General features: G+C 41.1%; 13 protein-coding genes and 1 other RNA gene. 8 read left to right on the forward strand and 6 right to left on the reverse strand.

Annotated features, from left to right (window positions below):
- The coding region (locus QVD32_RS11170) for a LamG-like jellyroll fold domain-containing protein (RefSeq protein WP_287710217.1) at positions 1 to 3,327 on the forward strand (3,327 nt) is incomplete at its 5' end.
- 245 nt (positions 3,328 to 3,572) lie between these two features.
- Complete coding sequence (locus tag QVD32_RS11175) at positions 3,573 to 5,159, forward strand: glycoside hydrolase family 31 protein (protein WP_021892692.1); 1,587 nt, start codon at positions 3,573 to 3,575, stop codon at positions 5,157 to 5,159.
- Positions 5,160 to 5,249: 90 nt separating this feature from the next.
- On the opposite strand, the gene QVD32_RS11180 is transcribed toward QVD32_RS11175, so the two are convergent.
- From QVD32_RS11180 to QVD32_RS11205, 6 genes are all read right to left on the reverse strand, one after another.
- Positions 5,250 to 5,615, reverse strand: a complete 366-nt coding sequence (locus QVD32_RS11180; RefSeq protein ID WP_021892693.1) for a hypothetical protein — start codon at positions 5,613 to 5,615, stop codon at positions 5,250 to 5,252.
- Between the two features lie 148 nt (positions 5,616 to 5,763).
- Positions 5,764 to 6,161, reverse strand: a transfer-messenger RNA (tmRNA) gene (gene ssrA, locus QVD32_RS11185).
- Between the two features lie 96 nt (positions 6,162 to 6,257).
- Positions 6,258 to 6,626 carry an MmcQ/YjbR family DNA-binding protein gene (locus QVD32_RS11190; RefSeq protein ID WP_021892694.1) on the reverse strand — a complete coding sequence of 123 codons (369 nt, stop codon included), beginning with the start codon at positions 6,624 to 6,626 and terminating at the stop codon, positions 6,258 to 6,260.
- A gap of 19 nt (positions 6,627 to 6,645) precedes the next feature.
- Entirely contained in the window at positions 6,646 to 7,767 is a 1,122-nt protein-coding gene (locus QVD32_RS11195; RefSeq protein WP_021892695.1) for a DNA polymerase III subunit, read from the reverse strand.
- 15 nt (positions 7,768 to 7,782) lie between these two features.
- The gene (gene metF / locus QVD32_RS11200; protein ID WP_021892696.1) at positions 7,783 to 8,739 is read right to left on the reverse strand and encodes a methylenetetrahydrofolate reductase [NAD(P)H]; all 957 of its coding nucleotides are present in this window, start codon (positions 8,737 to 8,739) and stop codon (positions 7,783 to 7,785) included.
- 662 nt (positions 8,740 to 9,401) lie between these two features.
- A complete protein-coding gene (locus QVD32_RS11205; protein ID WP_021892697.1) occupies positions 9,402 to 10,154 on the reverse strand; it encodes a NigD1/NigD2 family lipoprotein in 753 nt (250 codons plus the stop codon).
- Positions 10,155 to 10,315: 161 nt separating this feature from the next.
- Here QVD32_RS11205 and QVD32_RS11210 point away from each other — a divergent pair, with 161 nt between their 5' ends.
- The 6 genes from QVD32_RS11210 (at position 10,316) to QVD32_RS11235 (ending at position 14,618) form a co-directional block, all read left to right on the forward strand.
- On the forward strand, positions 10,316 to 10,876 hold the full coding sequence (locus tag QVD32_RS11210) for an RNA polymerase sigma factor (RefSeq protein ID WP_021892699.1): 561 nt from the start codon (positions 10,316 to 10,318) through the stop codon (positions 10,874 to 10,876).
- On the forward strand, positions 10,863 to 12,134 hold the full coding sequence (locus tag QVD32_RS11215; RefSeq protein WP_021892700.1) for a porin family protein: 1,272 nt from the start codon (positions 10,863 to 10,865) through the stop codon (positions 12,132 to 12,134). Before QVD32_RS11210 ends, QVD32_RS11215 begins: the two co-directional genes overlap by 14 nt.
- A 150-nt stretch (positions 12,135 to 12,284) precedes the next feature.
- Positions 12,285 to 12,791, forward strand: a complete 507-nt coding sequence (locus QVD32_RS11220; protein ID WP_021892701.1) for a GFO_1088 family ECF-type sigma factor — start codon at positions 12,285 to 12,287, stop codon at positions 12,789 to 12,791.
- Entirely contained in the window at positions 12,781 to 13,242 is a 462-nt protein-coding gene (locus QVD32_RS11225; protein ID WP_021892702.1) for a PG0215 family putative anti-sigma factor, read from the forward strand. The genes QVD32_RS11220 and QVD32_RS11225 overlap by 11 nt, the downstream gene beginning before the upstream one ends.
- An 11-nt stretch (positions 13,243 to 13,253) precedes the next feature.
- Positions 13,254 to 13,706 (forward strand): DUF6108 family protein, encoded by a 453-nt coding sequence (locus QVD32_RS11230; RefSeq protein WP_021892703.1) that lies wholly within the window; start codon positions 13,254 to 13,256, stop codon positions 13,704 to 13,706.
- Between the two features lie 12 nt (positions 13,707 to 13,718).
- On the forward strand, positions 13,719 to 14,618 hold the full coding sequence (locus QVD32_RS11235; protein ID WP_021892704.1) for an outer membrane beta-barrel protein: 900 nt from the start codon (positions 13,719 to 13,721) through the stop codon (positions 14,616 to 14,618).
- Positions 14,619 to 14,690 lie beyond the last annotated feature (72 nt).

Below are 14,690 nucleotides of genomic sequence, written 5' to 3' on the forward strand. Positions count from 1 at the left end.
AACAAAGCGATCACTATTCCTCAGCTCTCTTTTAGTTCTCCTACATCGGGTTACCGTTTGGAAATCCCCGAAACAATCTTAGGAGACAGAAATGGAGGTGAAACAGACCGGTCCGGAAAATCCTTTACTATATCTGCATGGATAAATATGGACCAATATACAAACAATTCGGGCAGTAAAGGAAATGTAATCATGGGACACGGTCCTAGAGTACATATGAATTACAACGGTAGTTTAGTTTTAGCTACTACCGAAACAGGTGTTCTTAAAATCATATCAGGTGCAAGCAACAAAGTAACTTCGGTTTTAGAAACCTCGGTAGATCTGGATACATGGACTTATCTTACACTTGTCTATGACAACAGCGACTTTTCGGTAAGTGTATATAAAGATGGTACTCTCGTAGCCACGAAAAACAATACTCAACAGTTAGAACTTTTCGGAGACGACCCTTGTATTTTCTTTGTAGGGGGCGCTGGATTTTCCGGATTCTGTGACGAATTCCAATTTTTCGACCGAGCATTAAACTCAAATGATGTCAAGCAAGCTTACAGCAACCCCCAAAATATATCGGGACTGACGGTTTGGTATGACTTCAATACAATTGAAGAAGGCAGTTCTTTTACCAACAAAGTAACCGAATCTGACCAAGTAAATACAAAGGCTACATTCTATAATCTCACCGGAGGACAAACAAACAGTGATGGTGGATATATCAGTATCACCAACTATACAGAAGCCGTTCCCTCTCTTACCAAAGGAAGACCAACTCCTAGTAACTACACAGTAACACTACCCACTGAAATAACTAATGGCACTTTAAGCGTAATGAACGGCGAAAGCCCTCTTTCGGCAGGAGAAAATACCGTAACATCGGGGACTACTTTAACCATAACGGCGACACCGGCCGATAATTATCGTTTGGAATCCTTGAATATCAACGGACAACCGATTGAAAACGGTGGGACATATACTGTAACGGAAGATGCAACTATTACTGTTTCATTTGTCGAAATCGTTATGCATAAAGTAACAATTACCGTCGACGAAGGAGTAGATTATCAAATTACAGCAGGAGAAGAAGTTATCGAGAACTTAGAATCGATAGCCTCTGGCACAGAATTAACCATAACATTCAATTCATTGCCAGAAAACAAGAAGATAGAATCCGTACTGATTAACGAGCAACCAGCCGAAGCAGAAGAAAACGGATCATACATTTTCACGGTAACAGAAAACACGACTATCATTGTCAACTTGACCGATATTACTTATTACACGGTTACGCTACCGACTCTGGTAGAAAATGGACAACTAAGCGTAATGAACGGTTCCGAGCCTCTTACCACAGGAGAGAATACTGGTATAAAAGAAGGCACGGTATTGACAATTACGGCTACTGCCGATCCCGGTTATGAAATTCTCTCCCTCCAAGTAAACGGATCCGATTTCACCAACGGAGATAATTACACGGTGAACGAAAATACGACTGTCACAGTCTCATTCCAAATCGAAGGCCCCAAAGCCGTACTAGTCCCTGCAATAAGTGGTAATAATAAATACCAATTCCGTTTTGATGATAAAGTATTAGGCGAACACATAAACGGAGAGAATAATTCATGGAATAACGGTAATATAACAGGTTCAGACCATCGTGCCCGTAATTTCACAATGTCCGCTTGGGTGAAAACAGTCAGCACAAATGGGCAAGTAATGGGACACGGACAAGCACCTTACTATGGAGCCGTAGGAACATTTGGTGTTGTACTCGAAAACGGAGTCCTAAAATTGAAAGCCCGTGCATGGGAAGACAAAGGTAACTGTCCGGGAATAGCCGATGTAACGACCGAAGCAACCTTGACCGCTGATGAATGGGCATTTATTACCGTGACAGTCGATGATTCCAATAAAGAAATCAAACTATACAAAAACGGAAAATTATTAGGAACCGGCGATTTAGGAACAATTGTAGAAGGTGGAGAACGAGAAGGGCATGGTATAGGTCTATTACAAGACGAGTGTGTATTCTTCGTGGGGAACGGTGGATTCTCCTGCTATGTAGACGAAGTTCAGGTATGGTCCAAAACATTGACCGAAAAAGAAGTAAAAGAATCCATTCGCGGCGGTTACGACCAGGAGAATATGCCCGAAGAATTAGTGGCCTATTACAAAATCGAAAATGATTCGGAAGCCGAATTGGAAAACAAAGGAACATTCGGTAGCTGTCCCGCCGGTGTAGTAGAAGGTACAACCGAGGTACATACTGGTGCTCCCCACTGGGGCGCAGAAGTTTATACTTGCGACTTTATTCAAGTACAAATCGTAGCCGGTCATACATTCCCGACCAATAATCTCACCATCACTCAACCCACCGAAGGGGGAACATTCAAAGTAGTTAATGCTAAAAATGAAGAAGTAACAAGTGGAGAGGTAGACCAGTTCAGCGCATTGACAGTCATAGCCGAACCGGAAGAAGGATATGTATTATCGCAAGTATTGGTAAATGGCGAAGTAAATAGCGGAACGACTTTTGTCATCGAAGACGACACAGAAGTAACAGTGGTATTCTCCAATAAAGTAATCGTAACCAATACAACCGCAACCGGTGGTAACGTCGAAATGTTCGTTAATGATGCCGAAGAAGCGACCGCATTCGGTTCCGAAATTATACGAGGATCAAAGCTAACTTTCAAAGTAACCGTAAACGAAGGATATGAATTAACGTCATTCCTCGTGAACGAAGAAGAAAAGATAGACGAACTTGCAGAAAACATATATACAGTAAACGCAATTTCCGATAATATGACAATATGTGCTGTGTTCTCGAAAATACCGACATGGAGAGTTACTTGCAATATTACCGGAAATGGTTCTGTCACCATCTCCGACGACGAAAGTAATGTATATGCCAGTGGTTCCGAAATTCTAAACAACACATTTGTCAAACTAACTTTTATCCCCGAAGAAAATTATAAGATAGAAACTTTCACTTCTTCCAATGGAGAATCGCTGTTAGACCAAATTAGTAACAATATTTACGAAATAGGAGCCATAGACAGCAACCATACTTATAACATAACATTCGGAACGATTGTAGGCATAGACAAAGAAAGCATAAAGTCTATATCACTCTACTACCAAACCGGAATACTTTATGTAAGCGGTATCGACGAAAATGCTACCATTGCCATATATGATTTGACTGGCAAATTGGTTAAAGTTACAGAAGAAGCCCCTGTAAATATAGCCGATTTGGCGAAAGGTTGTTATATCGTTAAAATAACGATGGGTAATACAGACAAAGCCATGAAATTTATCAAGAAATAAAAATCTATAAGAGAAATAAACCACATAAAGAGAGGTGATGCTGCAAATCATGCATTACCTCTCTTGTTTTTTAACCAAAGAAATGAACAAAACAAAACTAAAAAGAATATTTCACGACTTCGCTTTATACCACGACATTATTCCTACCCATATCTCCCCTACCTCAAACATAAAGAGTAGAAATAAAGTCTTTTGCCGATTCATGAAAATTTTGTAGATTCGTGCACACATTAATATATTTTATCATGAAAAAAATATCATTACTCACTTTCCTTCTGGGTTCATTTTTTCTTCTACAAGCCCAACCATACACCAAACACATTGCACCCATCAATAATGAAAAATGGTGGGGCTGCTTCGTAGGAATAGGTAACGAAATGCCCTTTGCATCGAATACCCCCCTCTATGATTTGGCAAAAGTCAATTTTAATAACGAAACCTCTCCCCTGCTCCTATCTTCGCAAGGACGTTATGTATGGAGTGACGAACCTTTCCGTTTCCGCTTGGTAAACGACACACTCGTTATCGAATCAGATTATGAATCCCCACAAGTGACAACCGCTGGGAAAAACCTTCGCGATGCCTATCTTCATGCCTCAAAAACACATTTCCCGGCAAACGGAAAAACTCCGCCAGCACTCTTTTTTAAAGAACCACAATACAATACATGGATAGAACTCATGTATAATCAAAATCAAGAAGACATTCTGAACTACGCTCATAACATCATCGAAAACGGATTCCCCAAAGGAATCTTGATGATCGATGACAACTGGCAACGCTATTATGGGAACTTCGAATTTAAAGCAGAAAAATTCCCCGATGCCCGTGCCATGACAGACGAATTGCACCGGCTCGGATTCAAAGTCATGCTTTGGATTTCACCCTTTGTATCGGCCGATTCTCCCGAGTTCAGAGATTTGGCAGACAAAGGATTTCTCCTGAAAAACAAAAATGGCACACCTGCCGTTGTAAATTGGTGGAACGGATATAGTGCATGCTACGACATGACCAATCCGGCAGCTGTCGAATCACTAAAACAAACCCTAAACGAATGTATGGGAAAATACGGGATCGACGGGTTCAAATTCGACGCAGGTGATATAGCCATCTTGGCTAACGGAGAGTACGACTACTACGACAAGAATGCCGACCAAAACATTTTCTCCCAACGATGGGCCGAACTGGGACTTTCCTACCCTTTCAATGAATTTCGAGCCGCTTGGAAAACCGGAGGCCTACCATTAGTGCAACGCATAGGAGACAAAGACTATTCGTGGTATGCCGTATCCATGCTTATACCCAACATGGCAATTTGCGGTATGCTCGGTTATCCCTATGCCTGTCCCGATATGATCGGAGGTGGGCAATTTTCCTCTTTTCTCGATATTAAAGAAGACGAATTTAACCAAGAACTCATTGTACGATCATGCCAAGTCCATGCCCTCATGCCCATGATGCAATTTTCAGTTGCCCCGTGGCGAATCCTCAATCGTGAGAATATGGAAATCTGTGCACGATACGCACAGCTACATCACACGATGGGCGACTACATTTATGAATGTGCCCGTCATGCTGCCGAGACCGGAGAGCCTATCTTGCGCCACATGGAATACAGTTTTCCACATAGCGGATTCACCGAATGCAAAGATCAGTTCATGCTCGGTGACAAATATATGATAGCCCCCATGATTACCGAAGGCACTCATCGTACCGTTAATCTTCCCAAAGGCACATGGCGCGACGATCAAGGAAAAACATTCAAGGGGCCGAAAAAAATAGAGATAGATGTCCCCCTCGATCGTCTCCCCTATTATGAACGAGTGAAATAAGAATTGGGATAATGTAAAAAAGAATCCATATACATATATGGATTCTTTTTTTATAGTAAACTTATCGGCTATCCACTACAATAACTAACCTCAATGCTTTTTTCTTTGAACTTCGAAATTCGATGAATATATGGCTTTTACCGTCAACTGTGGCCGAACGACCTCTTTACACCGAGAACACAAATACAAATAGGTATCCTCCTCCAATTTATATCTCCACCCCTCTCCATAAGAATTTCCACAGACAACACAGAAGAAACGCTCTTCAATCCTCCTACCTCTTTTTCCATAAAGTATAGTCCTGACTTTTTGAGGTGTTTTTCTTTTAATGACTCGTTGCGCCTCTCGATTTATACGACGGTTTTTCTCAAACATATTGGCAAAAGACACTACGGCTTTTTGTACTCCCGAAAGATGTGGATGCACCTGTTTTTTGTTTGCCTTTTTACCAGCCATCGCTCTTTTATTTTTCACAATATTAAAAATAGACTTCTCAACAACGATATGAAAGAAAGACTTTAAAGACACTCAACAGATACAACAAACGGACAGAACCTTTTCAATTCAGTACTATCCGTCAGCATTCACTGTCTCTTAATGCTTATCGTGGAGCTGGAGGGATTCGAACCCTCGTCCAAACGAGGAACTAATGAGCTTTCTACATGCTTATCTTCGCTTTGATTGTCGGGTACAGACAAGACCGAAGCCACCAATCTGCACCTTAGTTTCTAAATTTTCATCATCAGCTCGAAACTTGCCTCTGACTATTTCCGATATTATTGCACCACCGTTTCGGAACGCTTCGGAACAACAGCAACCGGGTGATGTCTTGTCTCCACAACTGTTACGGAGATTAAGCTAATCTACTATACTTCGATTAAGCAGCAAGAGCGTAGTTATTTTCGCCAGTTAAATTTTTGTTGTCTGATATTATAGAGCGGGGCAACAACGCTCTGCATGCTTACCCACCACTTCTACCCGCTGTCAAAACCGGTCAGCCCCAGTGGTAGTTTCCCGGGGTTTTCTATCCGGGACGGCAAAGATAATATTTTTTCAATAGAAAAAGACCTGTTTTTTCAAAAAAATAGACATATCTCTCTATAATAGTCTTTCCCGCTCCTTACGATTCAAACGCTTGACAACCATATCATAAGATTTCTTCACCAACGTCCTGACCATCTCGTCCGAAACATCTCGATTAAAGTAAACGCTAATCCAATGTCTTTTATTCATATGCCACCCCGGCTTTACTCCCATATAACGAGCCTGTAATTCGCCCGATTCCACCGGGTCGCATTTAATACAACAAAAATCGAACACCTCGACATTCACAAAACAAAACCATTTATCGCCCACATAGAAACACAAAACATCACGGCTATATCGGTCGGCAACATTCACGAAAGGCATCTTCTCTTCCACACCCTTCAACGAAAGACAATATTCCCTAAATTCTTCTACATTCATTTCACATCACGACTCCTCATCAGCTTTTCAACAGCATAATAAGTTTTATAGATAGATCGAAAAGAACAATCTTGGCATTAGCATTCTGCCCGACATCATTTTCGGCATCGCTCAAATGTTTCATGATAGCCTGTACATTACGTTCATGAATAAACGGAGCGAAACGCGAAGAAAATTGAGCCTCTTCCCGATTCATATAGGTTAATGCAGGAACATGCAAATTATAGATGTAATTCTCACGTATCATTCGTTGGGCATAGGAAAGAAATCGGCGCAAACGCTCGCGCCCCAAATCGGCCACTTCTTCGCTCCATATCTTCAAGTCCTTTATTTTCCGAGCATAGGCCAAACGCATGACCTGTACAAAATAATCGAAAAACAACTTATTCTCCTCATTCAATTGAAGAGCCTCACAAGCCTTCAAATAATTACCCTCTGCGACATGGGCCACCGAAATAGCATCCTGCTCCGTTATCCCATACCGGCGTTGCAACGCCTCGGCTATAACCGACGTGGACAAAGAGCGAATCTCGATAAGCTGCGAACGCGAACGTATAGTCCCCAGCACTCTATCGGGATTATTGCTGACTAACAAAAACACACTACCGGGATAAGGCTCTTCCAGCAATTTCAGCAATTTATTGGAGCAAGTGTCGTTCATGCGTTCCGGCAGCCATATAATCATTATTTTATACGGAGATTCATAACTCTTTAAAGACATCTTCCGCAAAATACTTTCACTCTCTTCTCCATAAATTACGGCCTGCTTGTTATCGGCATTAATATACCTCAACCATGAATCGATCCCGAAATAGGTATTCTCCTTCAAAAACTCGGTCCATTCGGGCAAATAATCGTCACATATCCGTTTCTTCTTATCCACTTTGACCATCGGGAATACAAAATGCAAATCCGGGTGAGTCAAAGCCGTATGTTGCCGGCAAGACGGACATACACCGCAAGCATCCCCATTCTGACGATTCGTGCAATGTATATACCGGGCATAAGCCATAGCCATAGCAAATTTACCGACACCCTCCGGTCCACAAAGCAACTGGGCATGAGCCACATGATCATTGTCAACCGAACGTAAAAGTCTTCGCTTTACCTCCTCCTGTCCGATAACGTCTTTAAAAAACATCGCACGATCCCTCCGTTAATAAACCAACTTCGCCACTTGATAAACACTATCGACCGCCATAAGCGAATAATAGTGAATACTAGGTACTCCCTTCGCTTTCAATTCGAGCGATTGAGCTGTACACCAATCTATCCCTACCTGCTTAACCTGCGAATCGTCTTTACACTTAACAATCTCCCGAACCAGCATATCGGGTATATCTACGTGAAATACACGAGGTAACAATGTCAATTGCGAAGCCTTCGAGATAGGTTTCAATCCCGGGACAATGGGTACGGTAATCCCTGCTGCCCGACAACGGTCTACAAACGAGAAAAACTTTTCGTTATCGAAAAACATCTGGGTAACTATATAGTCGGCTCCTGCATCCACCTTTGCCTTCAACCATTTCATATCCTCGTCGGGATTAGGAGATTCGTCATGTTTCTCGGGATAACCCGCCACTCCGTATGAAAATTGCCTTGTACTGACCAAATCCATTCGAGTGCCATCTATGAAATAACCCTCATTAAAACGATTCACCTGCTGCTCCAATTCAATAGCATGTTCATATCCACCGGAAGCAGCGATAAATCGATTCTCATGCTTAGCCTTATCACCTCTCAAAATAAGCAAATCGCATATCCCCAAAAAATTCAAATCTATTAATGCATATTCTGTTTCGAGAGCTGTAAAGCCACTGCATATGAGATGAGGAACAGTGGGTATCTGATATTTATTTTTTATAGCTGCCGCTACCGCTACTGTACCGGGACGACTACGTTCCGAGACCCGGCGAAACAACCCATCGGGGGTATCCTTATAAACCAATTCACTGCGATGTGTGGTTATATTAATATATAACGGCGCAAATTCCCGTAGCGTGTCTATCGCTTTAAAAGATTTCTCGATACTGCTACCCTTTAATGGAGGCAATATTTCAAATGAAAATCCTGTACTCCCGCTATTCTTTATCAAATCGGCAACCTTCATTTATTTTTCATTTAATCGGGTACTAAATCTAATACCTATTTTAATTCTTACCACTCGTACAACAATAGACAAAGATAATGAAAGGTGAGCGCAGAGGCAAACGGGAATCTCATTTCCGAATTAGCTATATCGAACCACATCCTATCTTCGTTATGACAAAGATAATGTAAACCAAGTGCAGAAACAAATTTATTTGGATATACCGAATACAGTCCATCTTTAACAAACTCGTCTGACACCACAAACGAAAGATGTGAAAAGGATAAAACAAACGAATCCTTTTCCCCTTTTTGAATTATTCCTATCTCATTCTAATATAAGGAAATATCCGGGAACAGCGAATATTTGTTTACAGTCTCGCCAAAAATGTTAAAGACCGTATACATTTACGACTAAATCGATTTACATTAGTTAAAACAAATTAAATCCAAGAAAATTATTGTCTAAATATTATGTTTGAGAACATATTTACCCCTATATTTGCAATGTGTTTTTCATGGTATTAGATTTAAGGTTAACAAAGATTGGTTGTCGTGAGACAATCAATTTTTTTTGTACCTATCCAAAAAACTTATAAGCCTTTATTTCACAATAAAAAAACCGGAAGCAAAATATCCATTCTGCTCCCGGCAATCAACACCTATTTACTTAACTATCAATTTCTATCGGACATAAGTAGAAACACTCTTCTCCTGAGTTCCAGAAATTGCATCCTCTCCTGAATCCTCCTTCTCGAAATCACAAGTACGAACTTCCGTTCCATAAGGACTACGCACTTTTATTTTCAACCCTTTCAAATCGGGATTTTCCAGTTTCAAATCCTCCAATCTAAACGAAGCCACCCCCCATAAAATATGGTCTATCTCAGGATCATTCAAACGATTATGACGCAACTCCAATTGTAAATAACCGTCTCCATCGGGATTAGGAGATAAAGAATAATTCCTAACCAAATTAATCATGTGTTTCTCGCGACCAAGACCTCGCATTTCAAACTGAACCGTCAGATACTTATCGCTCGTCCACATATCCAACACATTCACAGGATCGTTACCGATACTATCGGTCGTTTCAGGAGTGATGGGAATAACATTCTTAACCAACACAGAATCTATATCATTGATAAGAATATAATAATCATATCCCTCCCGCTGTCCTTCGAGAAAAGAGAAGTTCACGATTACCCGTTTTCCGTCTTTCAACAAATAATTAGGCAAACGACTGCCATTCGACGGGAAAAGTGTTTGCTTACTATCCAACTGGATATATGGCTCACTCCCGTCTTTTACGACCATATCGCCCACCGCATAGGAAAACGGAACGTATCCGCCATCGTCATCATCGTCACAAGACGACAGCCCGCACAATGTCACAACACCTAATAATCCTACCAATAAAAACTTTTTCATTTTCATATTCGTCTGTTTTTTAATTTATCCACTTTTATGAGGTAAACGTAAACCATTCAAAAATACTGCACCGAATTTTGTTAAAGAGTTAAAAACAATTTTTCCATCACCTGTCATGCAGTATTTTTACATCGTTGCATTTAATAAATAACAGGAATCATCAAAAAATGAACGAAGCAGAGCTGGTAGAGTGTTGCAAGCGGAAAGATATGACGGCACAGAACGAGCTGTATCAACGCTATGCCGGTGAAATGTTCGCACTTTGTATCCGTTACTCCGGGAACAGAGATTTCGCCAAAGATCTTTTACATGACGGGTTCCTTAAAGCCTTTACCTCTTTGGATAAATTTTTCTACCGAGGCGAAGGCTCATTAAAAGCATGGTTGAGCCGTATTATGGTAAATACAGCATTAGAAGCGATTCGCAAGCAAACACAACATATCGAGCTCGACATCGAAACCGCTCCCGAAATAGCCGACCCGGAATATGAAGACGACGACAAAGTCGTAAAAAACATTCCTCAGGAAACGCTTCTTCGATTCATTTCGGAATTACCGGACGGATACCGCACGGTATTCAATCTGTTCACATTCGAGAACAAATCACATAAAGAAATCGCAAACCTGCTTCATATAAACGAAAAAAGCTCCTCATCACAATTACATCGGGCACGAACGATATTGATGAATCGAGTTAAACAATATTGGGCACAATATGAAAACGGATAAAACTAAAAATTGGACAGACAGCTGGAAAGAGCAGCTCGATGAATATTCGGTTACTCCTCCGCCAGAAGTTTGGGAAGAACTTTCCAAAGAGCTCGCTCCACGTCGTATCCCCTTTCGGAAAAGAACCATTTGGTGGGCAGCCGCTTGTATTACACTTTTGTTATGTACTTTTATCGGGTTACAATTCCTCCGTCCGACTACCGACTTAAACAATCTCCCGCTTCAAACAAAAATATCCGGCTCGGAGCAAATGGAAGTATCTCGAATGCAAAATACTGTACCCTCGATAAAACAGGAACCACTCGATATAATAGCCCAATCTTATAAACCGATACGAGCACCGCAAACACCAGACTGTACCGATGTGGAAAACCATACGCCATCTCAAATAAACGAATCGCGACACATCGAACAACGGGAATCTTCCGAACCGGAAAAATCAACTCCGGGGAAAAAACGAAATAACGCACAGACTAGCTTGTTTCCATCGAGAAATGAGAATACCAGCACGACAACCATACATACGCATACACAACCCAAAACCAAAAGCACTTGGTCTTTGGGCGTATCTCTGGGGAATAACCTAATCGCGTCAGCCGACAATCGAAATGGATTCAGCAATTTAGCCCCTTATGCCTCTGCCGAAATGGCAAGTCTCCCTTCCGAAAAAAATCTTTCGAACTCCGAAGGGCCGGTAACAACACCCTACCAACATATCATGCTGCAAAATATCAATAGCCAACCCAAAACAGACATTAAACACCACTTTCCCGTATCGGTTGGAATTACAGTCCAGAAAGAACTGAACAATCGACTGGCATTAGAAACGGGACTTGTATATACCTATCTTTCGTCCGACTTGACTGCCGGAGGAGCTGCATACTATACACAAAACCAGCAACTACACTATTTGGGAATACCGTTAAAACTAAACTGGAATTTCTTAAAAAAGCGCTATTTCAATCTCTACCTATCGGGAGGCGGAATGTTGGAAAAATGTGTTCACGGAGAACTCTCCGCACAATACGAAATGAACAATCGTCCGCCATTTTCCAACGACGAGACTCTGCACATAAACCAATTGCAGTGGTCCGTATTGGCATCAGCCGGAATATCTTTCAAACTGGCATCGCATATAAGCCTCTATGCCGAGCCTGGTATTGTCTATTACTTCGACGATGGATCGGACATTTCGACCATTCGTAAAGAAAAACCCTTTAACATCAATCTGCAAGCCGGACTTCGATTCAATTTCTGAATTCTATAAACTCCACCAGCTATCCCCACAAACCCCACAAGAATAAATTTTTCCTTTTTATCATTAAATATTTTTCTTTTTCCTTGTTACAAAACGGCACTTGGTTCGTTATTTTTACAGAATCAAAAAAGAAAATACATTATTTAAATAATGAATCAAGAACCGTTGTTATCGGCATTCACACGTCTGCGCGACAACCTGTTATCGATGTCTCGTCATATTCTTCAAAATGAAGACGATGCCTCCGACGCTATACAGGAAGCTTTTTGCAGGCTATGGCCTATACGAAATAAAATTAAAAGCGAAAAAGAAGCAGCGGCTCTGACAGTCACTACAACTCGTAACATTTGTATAGACCAAATTAGAAAGAAAGCTCGATTCCCCGAGTTGGACATCGAAACCAATAACGAATGCGATGAAGATAACAGTGAAAAAGAAAATCTATTGGAAAGATTCCAAACGGTAAAACTACTCATCGAAAAAAGACTAACCGAGAATCAAAGAAAAATTCTCGAATTACGAGACTATCAAGGTCTCGAAATAGAAGACATTGCCAACCGATTGAATATGCAACCGGCAACAATCCGAATGAATTTATCAAGAGCGAGAAAAACTATTAGAGAACAATATAAAAAACTAAACGCCTATGACCGATAAAAACATAAAACACGGCAAACGAAATTCCGACTATTGGGATAGGCTCATCGAACGCTATTACAGTGGAAACACTACTATCGATGAAGAGAAAGAACTATCTCGATTTGTATTCTCAGAGTCTCAAAATAAACGTTACGACGAAATACGAGCCGTACTTTCATACTCGCTAATAGGCAACAGCATAAAGGGGAAAATACAAAGCAGGCAACGGGTGGCGCTAAAAATGATTGCTCGTATCGCTGCTTGTATAGCCATTATTCTGAGTATAAATATCCTCTATTTTCACTCTCCAAGAGACATTTGTGTCACCTATATATACGGGAAAAAATACACCGATACAGAAACCGTTATCGAACAAATGAAACACACCGTATCCCAGTTCGACCCAACCGACATTACCGTGGAGAAAGAACTGAGTTCCATATTCAGGCCTCTCGAAAATTTACAATAAACTCATCTGCTATGAAAATGTTTTATAAAATATTCATATCCTGTATTTTCCTTTGGATCGGCAATATTTGTCACGCCCAAAAAGGACTAGCTATCGCTCCCCTATTTTCAGGGAAATACGACAAAGACGAACAAGCCATAGTCGTTCTCTTGAAAGGGAAAACGTTACACCCTTACGGCCTATCGCTATTCCATAGTATTTCCATCACGGACCGTCCTGACGATGTAACGTTATTCGAAGCTGCGGTTTCTACCGACAGCCGGAAAGCCGAAAACAGCGAAACCGTAAAATCGGGGAATAATACCATTGCCGGATATTACCAGTTACCACCTGCCGCCCCCGATGGAGAAAACCGATTTATTCTGTTCCGTAAAACGTCACCGCACGATGCGACACTTATCTACTTAGAGGGACAAACTCAGCTCGACAAACTCATAAATCTATTTATCAACAAGAAACAATAAAAAAACATGAATATGAAAAATCCTATCTTACTCCTACTCGCCATCTTTTCAATCATGCCGTCATTCTCGACAGAACGTGACACAACTGTAATATTCAACCAAAAGGAAATCCTCATCAAAGATTCCTCCGAAATCGTTTCGGTAACCGTCTACGAAAACGGGAACAAATACAACAAATATTACGAATCACGCCATATTGACGGGAAAAAACAAACCTCTTGGGAACTTTCCGAATCCGTATCGTTTCCGTTTTCAGATCTAATTTCCGGGAAAAAGAAAGATAAACGCAAGCGTTTCGATCCGCATTGGTCGGGCATAGGTTTCGGATTCTGTAATGCCATGGGTAGAGGCATGAAATTTTTAGACTCCCCCACGGGTATTTCTCTTGATTTCTCCGGTTCTTTCGAAATATTTTGGAATTTCGTTACCATTTTTACCCCCATACATAGGGATAATTGGGGATTTATTACCGGTATCGGTCTCGATTGGAGAAACTACGTCATGAACGATAACCGCTACTTCACCAAGCAAAATGGGCAAATAAAAATAGTTCCTTGCCCAGAAGGCACCCACCTCGATTTCTCTCGACTGAAAACTGTGGATTTGACAATTCCCCTATTGATCGAATGGCAAACAAGAACCTTTTTGCATGGTCCGCTTTTCTTTTCGCTTGGCCCGGTTATCGGTATAAAGACATATAGCAGCATGAAAACCAAATATACTGTAGGAAACGAAAAAGTACAGCACTTCAATAAAAACATAAAAGTCAATCCCATCAATCTCGACATCATGGCTCAGGGTGGATACGGAACCTTTGGATTCTATGTAAAACTCTCCCCTTTCAACATCATGCAACAAAGCCATGCTCCTGAAATGCGCAGTTTCTCGGCAGGAGTCATGTTACACTTCTGAAAAGCACTTCCCTTTCCATATACATTAAAACCGGATAGAGCATGAATCCTCTATTCGGTTTTTATTTTAAAA

The sequence above is a fragment of the Barnesiella sp. genome (genome assembly GCF_022723415.1).
Lineage (GTDB): Bacteria > Bacteroidota > Bacteroidia > Bacteroidales > Barnesiellaceae > Barnesiella > Barnesiella intestinihominis.